Below are 6,443 nucleotides of genomic sequence, written 5' to 3'. Positions count from 1 at the left end.
ATTACCATCGCTAGTTGTGCTGATCCGAAAGTTATCTCAAAAAAATAAGCAAAAATTCCTTTTATTCTGGATGGTTAGGGTGCGAAATGTGAGACGGGTTTTCTATAATCTATAATCATATTTCAGCACCTAAATCTTTATAAAATTTTAATACTTCCTTAGCAACTGTTGACCAATAAAACTTACTAGCCTCTTTTTTAGTAACTAGTCTTAATGATTGATATTCATTAGAGGGTAGCAATGAAATATAATTTAATATTTCAATTGCTTCTTTGACATTATTAAAATGGAATGTACTTTTTAAAGAATAATCTAGAACACCTGAATTATTACTAACCACACTTGGTACTCCTAGAGCATGAGCTTCTAATAACGCATTATTCGCTGTTGCAAATTCAACTGGTAACAAATGTACATGTGATGATTGTAAGACTTTAAAATATTCGTCCTCCTGTAAAAAAGGGTGAATAATTGTGTTAGAGAATCTACTAGCATCTTCTTTCCAATCTTTTGAAACTCCTATCAAATTAAAACGCCAATTAGAATGATTTTCTTGAGCATATTTTACAATTTCAAAAAAGGTTTTTTTATCCCTGTAATTAGATCCAATTACAGTAATAACAAAATTTTGCCTATGCAAATCTACATGACTGTAAAAACCCAACTCGTTAACCCCATGTGGTATAAATTTTATATTTTTATTTGGATATATATCTCTTAATCTACTAGCTTGGTCACTACTCAAAGATATAATTCCAGTTAATTGAGAAAATGCTTTCCTTCTAAATGTTGCGAGTTTTCTATTTGTGTTACTTTTTGCATCTAGCCACTCTTCATCCAAATGGATAGTAGCTACAGAAACTGTTTTTGTATTTGAAGGTACACTGAAGATAAGATGTTGTTCAGGGTATAGATAGTGGACTACTTTATATTTTTTGGTTTTATTCATTAAATAAAGCTCAAATAACATAAAATTAATCTGCTTTAGTTTTGACCCTAGAGGGGCATCACCAAAAGGAAATTTACTAGCATCAATATAATCACTGTTAATAAAGCGGGCTAACTGATGATAGCCACTTGAGGGAGAATGATGCGAAAACTTAAATCCTGCAAGCAAGATCTCATTTAGTAAATGTTGTTTCATATACGACACTCTCTCTTAATCTAAACATTAATTTATTCGAATCAAAAAATTAAAAAGAAGTAACTTATACTCCTCTTACTTTGAAAAAATCCATTTATATGGAACTAACTTTTCTTCATACGAAGAAAATACTGTCGATTTAAGAAAAAGAGCAAAATAAATAATTAATATAACAGCTGTAAATAAAAATCTAATTTTTTTATTTTCAATACTTTCTATCAGTCTTGGAACGATAATTATTGATGAAAACCGCAAATAATCAAGTAGTCTTTCAGCAATCCATACCTGTAAGGTTAATATTTTTAAAATTCCCCAAAAAACAAAAGCGTTCAAAAATGGTTGTACCTTTACATCCTGTGCAATTTTGTCATAATTTAAAATCGCAATAAATACCAATATAAACCTAAATAAGTAACCAAGACCAAACTCTTCTCTTTTTACATTATTTTCTAACAGATTAGTTTCCGAGTATATATCTCCGAAATAAGGAACGAAATGTAACATCTTTATAGATAAATCTTGTATATTAAATAAAAAATTAGCCAATATTACCAAAACAAACATAAATAGCAATGTTTTTTTTGAGTATCTTCTCATTAAAAACGGGATAAACAAAACGGCAAGAAATATAGAGTAATGGAATAGTGAAGAAAATAAAATCAATAATACCATTAAAATAATTCTTTTTTCCCTAAATTTTTCTATGATATTTAAAAAAATGATATTTGTTAGTCCTTGTCTAACCACATTAAATAAATATATATATGCTCCATCTAACCAGAATATCACAAAAGACATAAATGAGTGTTTTCCTTGGTTTCTAATAATCTTAAAAGCAAAATATAAACTCAAAAAAGCCATTAAAACAAGAACACTAGAAAGTTCAAAGCCTAATTTCGAAAAAATATCATTTATTAACCTAAAGCCTATTTCTTTATTAGCTCCATACCCTAGATAAAATATATTATAATATATACCATAATCCCTACCTACATCAAATCTTAATCCAACAAATAATACTAAAATTAGAAATGTTGGAATTAAAAATAAGAGAGACAAAATTAGCTTTTCTTTAGAGTTATTACATCGCACTTTTAGAGGATAAAATAAGAAAGATGTAAGAGTAAACATAAATAAATAAATCATCCTATATTCCTCTTTCAAAACTAATTTAAGCCAAAAATTTTTATATAAATACCGAATAGCTTATGTTTAATACTAGTGCTCTCAAAAAATATTTTAGGTAGATTTGTAATTGAATTTATCTCATTTAATACCTGGCTTTTTTCCTTCTCTTCAAGTTCCCTAGAATTCTTCAGAGCTTTATAAATACATATAGCTACCCAGGTTGAAATAAATTTATTTTCTTGTTTTATTTCCAGAATTTTTTTTGCGATATTTACATAATCAATGGCTTTTTTAAAATTTACTTTACTACTCATAATTGAATTTTCTCTTTGCCTATAGTTTACTGTTAGTATATCTAACATTTTAACCCTTCTCGCCTTTAAGAAAATTCTTATAGTATATTCCATATCCTCGTATAATAAACCATCTAAAAAAAACTCATTTTTAATAAGATCATATCTGTATAATTTATTCCAAACAACAGAGTTAACCGTATTAGTTCTTATACCTTTTTCTAGTAATTGTATTCCTTTCATTATTTTGTTAACCATATTATGGTTAACTTTAAACACTTTATTAATATTCGAATTCTCTCCATAATAATACTGAAAACTCCCAAATACTATATCTAGATTATCTTTAGCAGCCTCATTAACCATAGTTTCTATTACATTGCAATCGTAAAGAAAATCATCACTATCCAAAAAGAAAACATAATCTCCTTTTGCGTGTCTAATTCCTGTATTCCTTGCAGCACTTAGTCCTGCATTTGCTTGATTTATAATCTGTAAATGATTAAATTTTTGGGAATACCTCTTTAATATATCTAAACTATTATCTGTAGAACCATCGTTAACGCAAATAATTTCTATATTAGGATATGTTTGTTGTATAACACTATCCAAACACTCTTGCAGAAATTCTGCTACATTATACACTGGAATAATCACACTAACTTTTATAATAATTAATTCCTCCCTGTTCAGTATAATTTTATTTATCCCTTATATCACCAGAACTATCTAATAAACAATAAAAAATCAAAAATATAAACAAACTTTTCCATTTAGTTTTTGTAGATTTTTTACATTATTTATTTAAAATTTTTCTTAGTTTTTATTAAATCGTTATATATTTCTAAATATTGATTTACCATTTTACTAATATCGAACTTTTTCGAATGTAATAAACTCTTATCACAAAGTGATTTGTATAATTTCTGATCTGATAAAACATTTTGTATAATATCGGCTAACTCCTTATAATCTCCCTTTTCAAAAAGTATCCCTGCACCACTTACTGTCTTATCTAGTCCAGGTACTCTGCTGGCAATAACAGGTTTACCAGCTGCCATTGCCTCAACCACTACCAAGCCAAATCCTTCCCAATTAGATGAGAGAATACATATGTCTACTGATTTTGTTATTTCAGGAACATCACTTCTTTTTCCTAAGAAAAAGACTCTGTCATCGATCTTATAATCGATAGCTAACTTTTTGTAATAATCTTCTAATTCCCCCTCACCTATCAATATCAACTTAATGTTGTTTGGTAGTAATTGAATTGCCTTAAAAAGTGTTTCATGATCCTTCTCTTTACTAAATCTTGCAACCATTAATAAAAATTTATCTTCAGGTTGCACTTCAGTTCCTAGAACCTTATCGAGTTTTACTGGCCTAGCATTATTAAACTTCTCTAGATGAACTCCGTTCAAAATAACTTGGAATCTTTCATTTTTTGATACTTTCAGCCAATGTAAGAGATTATTCTCTGTTTCAGGTGTTATGGAGATTATTTTATCATACAAGGAGTAAATAAATTTTTCTAAAAGTCGTAAGCTTTTATGGTTTCTCCTTCTGTTATGTGTACTATGTTCAGTTGTCACCAGTACAGGTTTTTTTCTTAACCCAATGCTCGCTAGAGGAATCCAATACTGCATTGGAAAGATATGAGCGTGTACAATATCGTACTTTTTTATTATTTTACGTATTTCAAAAAAATTCCTTAAGTCAAATTTATGATTGTACTTTAATACTGATATTTTTATATTACTTTCTTTCAAACTTTTTTCAAATATATTGTTTCCCTTATCCTCTAGCAATAACACTTCTACTTCATATCCTTTTGCTTTCATGATAGGCAACATTTCAGCAATTAATCTTTCTGCTCCACCAGCAACTAATCCGGTATTGGCATGTAATATTTTTAGCTTTTTTTCCATTGCTCATACCTCATTATAAATTCACAGTAATATTCAGAATCTTTTGACCAAGGGCCTATCATAATACAATTTTTATATAAGCTGTAATGTACTCTAAAAATCCTTTCACTTTCCGCAAAAACATTCAAACTAGCAAATCTCATAGTTTTCTCTCCAAAATTTCTTATAATATATTCACAAACTTGTTTTGCTGTATGTCCCGTATCTACCGAATCGTCTACTACTAAAATATTCTCTGCATCTTGAAGTTTATCTTTTCCCTTTTCTAGATAAACTCTACGTTCAGAATTTTTATTATGAACTCCTGATTGCAACTCTTTCTTTCTTAAGTAATTTTTTACACTTTTAGGAATCAACTTTAATACAGGGCTAACTAAATTTTTTAATTTGTTTCCTTCTCTAACAGCATGTATTTCAATTAATGGAACTTCAAAGTATTTACTTATTACATCTCCAATGATATAAGAACCTTTTGCTATGAAAACAACTACATCCGGCTTAAAATCTTGACTTATTTTCTGTGCCAGCTGCTTGCTTGCTTCTTCTGTATCTTTTATTGATAATTCTAAATATCTCATTAAATTGACCCTTTCTTATCAATTTAATTAACCGAACAAATTTTGTAACTTGATGAGATATTTGGATACAATTTTTCTTTACATAACTCGCATATTTCAGAGACTCAAGAAAATCATTTTTATCAACAAATTCTTCCATCTCATTATAGTTTCTACCTAACTCAAAAAATGTATGTGCATCACTACCGATACTTTGTATCTTTTTATACTTGGTTGCAATCTCTAATTGTTTATGCGAAAAATAATCTTTTATGTTTCGTCCATTATGCACTTCAATTATATCTATTAAATCTAAATTTTTAGCTATTTCTTCCTCCGGCAAAACAGTTTTATATCTTTTTTCATCATAGGGATGTGGGATGTAAACCACCCCACCTTGTTTTTTTATTTCAAGCATTGTCTCTCTTGGCGATTTACCAGGGGCTATTTTTTCTTTTAAAAATAAGCCTATAATTTCTCCTTTACTCGAAAAAATTTCTTCACCAACTATAACTCTTATTCCAAATCGTTCTAAAAACTTTTTAAATTTTATTGCCCCTTCTATTTCATTATGATCCGTAATACCTACTACTTTAATTCGCTTTAGCTTTAACATTAGTAAATAAAACCACTTATTTAGTAGACTGTCATGTGAATATTGAGTGTGAGTATGAAGTTCCACTCTAATTTTCATCTAATAATACACCCTTAAAAAATTATTATTTATTCTTTCTATTGTTACAAGCAGAATCTACATTTTAGGTAATAAACTTAATTTCTCACATAAGTTAATAAGCACCTTTTTTAAGCAAGACCATCCAAACAGTCTTTAAAATTATTTTTATATCTAAAAGTAATGACTGATTATATACATAGTAAAGTTCCAAGTTTACTCTTTCAGGATATCCTATTTCACTTCTACCACTTACTTGCCAATATCCAGTAAGGCCAGGCTTCACAGATAAGAACTCGCCTACCTTAACTCCATATTCTTTTAATTCTTCTTGGACAACTGGCCTCGGTCCAACTAAACTCATTTCCCCTTTTAATACATTAATCAGTTGGGGAATTTCATCAAGGCTTGTCTTGCGCAAGAAGTGACCTAATTTTGTAATTCGCGGATCTTCGTGTGGTTCTAGCTTATAATTGTTTCTTAAATATTTTTCATAAAGTTCTTTATCTGCTTTTAATTTCTCCTCCGCATTCACAATCATCGAGCGAAACTTATAAATATAAAATCTTTTTCCGTTTTTCCCTACACGAACTTGTTTGAAGAAAATTGGTCCTTTTGAGTCACCGAATAAATAGAAGATGCTAATAATTAAAAAAAGTGGACTTGTTAAAACAAGTCCAATGATTGCTCCAACAATATCGATTGTTCTTTTCGTAATAG

At 28.8% G+C, this 6,443-nt stretch carries 7 protein-coding genes; all 7 read right to left on the bottom strand.

Going from position 1 to position 6,443, the window contains the following annotated elements; genetic code table 11:
• Positions 1-115: 115 nt before the first annotated feature.
• The 7 genes from GJ1_RS16865 to GJ1_RS16840 all read right to left on the bottom strand — a co-directional run bounded on the left by GJ1_RS16865 (position 116) and on the right by GJ1_RS16840 (position 6,441).
• Positions 116-1,144 carry a glycosyltransferase family 4 protein gene (locus tag GJ1_RS16865; RefSeq protein WP_066234958.1) on the bottom strand — a complete coding sequence of 343 codons (1,029 nt, stop codon included), beginning with the start codon at positions 1,142-1,144 and terminating at the stop codon, positions 116-118.
• Positions 1,145-1,219: 75 nt separating this feature from the next.
• Complete coding sequence (locus tag GJ1_RS16860) at positions 1,220-2,290, bottom strand: EpsG family protein (protein ID WP_066234956.1); 1,071 nt, start codon at positions 2,288-2,290, stop codon at positions 1,220-1,222.
• A 20-nt stretch (positions 2,291-2,310) separates the two neighbouring features.
• The gene (locus GJ1_RS16855; RefSeq protein ID WP_066234955.1) at positions 2,311-3,222 is read right to left on the bottom strand and encodes a glycosyltransferase; all 912 of its coding nucleotides are present in this window, start codon (positions 3,220-3,222) and stop codon (positions 2,311-2,313) included.
• A gap of 143 nt (positions 3,223-3,365) precedes the next feature.
• Complete coding sequence (locus GJ1_RS16850; protein ID WP_066234953.1) at positions 3,366-4,493, bottom strand: glycosyltransferase; 1,128 nt, start codon at positions 4,491-4,493, stop codon at positions 3,366-3,368.
• The gene (locus tag GJ1_RS18145; RefSeq protein ID WP_083510044.1) at positions 4,478-5,071 is read right to left on the bottom strand and encodes a phosphoribosyltransferase; all 594 of its coding nucleotides are present in this window, start codon (positions 5,069-5,071) and stop codon (positions 4,478-4,480) included. The genes GJ1_RS16850 and GJ1_RS18145 overlap by 16 nt, the downstream gene beginning before the upstream one ends.
• The gene (locus GJ1_RS16845; RefSeq protein WP_066234950.1) at positions 4,992-5,744 is read right to left on the bottom strand and encodes a PHP domain-containing protein; all 753 of its coding nucleotides are present in this window, start codon (positions 5,742-5,744) and stop codon (positions 4,992-4,994) included. Before GJ1_RS16845 ends, GJ1_RS18145 begins: the two co-directional genes overlap by 80 nt.
• Before the next feature lie 94 nt (positions 5,745-5,838).
• Positions 5,839-6,441: a sugar transferase gene (locus GJ1_RS16840; RefSeq protein ID WP_083510043.1), complete on the bottom strand. Its 603-nt coding sequence runs from the start codon at positions 6,439-6,441 to the stop codon at positions 5,839-5,841.
• Positions 6,442-6,443 lie beyond the last annotated feature (2 nt).

Source organism: Geobacillus jurassicus NBRC 107829 (assembly GCF_001544315.1).
GTDB lineage: Bacteria > Bacillota > Bacilli > Bacillales > Anoxybacillaceae > Geobacillus > Geobacillus jurassicus.
This window is presented reverse-complemented; position numbering and strand designations above follow the sequence as displayed.

Excerpts from the sequence above, each read along its gene's own strand:
- GJ1_RS16860 (WP_066234956.1), bottom strand. The coding sequence starts at position 2,290 with ATGATTTATTTATTTATGTTTACTCTTACATCTTTCTTATTTTATCCT.
- GJ1_RS16845 (WP_066234950.1), bottom strand. The coding sequence starts at position 5,744 with ATGAAAATTAGAGTGGAACTTCATACTCACACTCAATATTCACATGAC.
- GJ1_RS18145 (WP_083510044.1), bottom strand. The coding sequence starts at position 5,071 with ATGAGATATTTAGAATTATCAATAAAAGATACAGAAGAAGCAAGCAAG.
- GJ1_RS16850 (WP_066234953.1), bottom strand. The coding sequence starts at position 4,493 with ATGGAAAAAAAGCTAAAAATATTACATGCCAATACCGGATTAGTTGCT.
- GJ1_RS16865 (WP_066234958.1), bottom strand. The coding sequence starts at position 1,144 with ATGAAACAACATTTACTAAATGAGATCTTGCTTGCAGGATTTAAGTTT.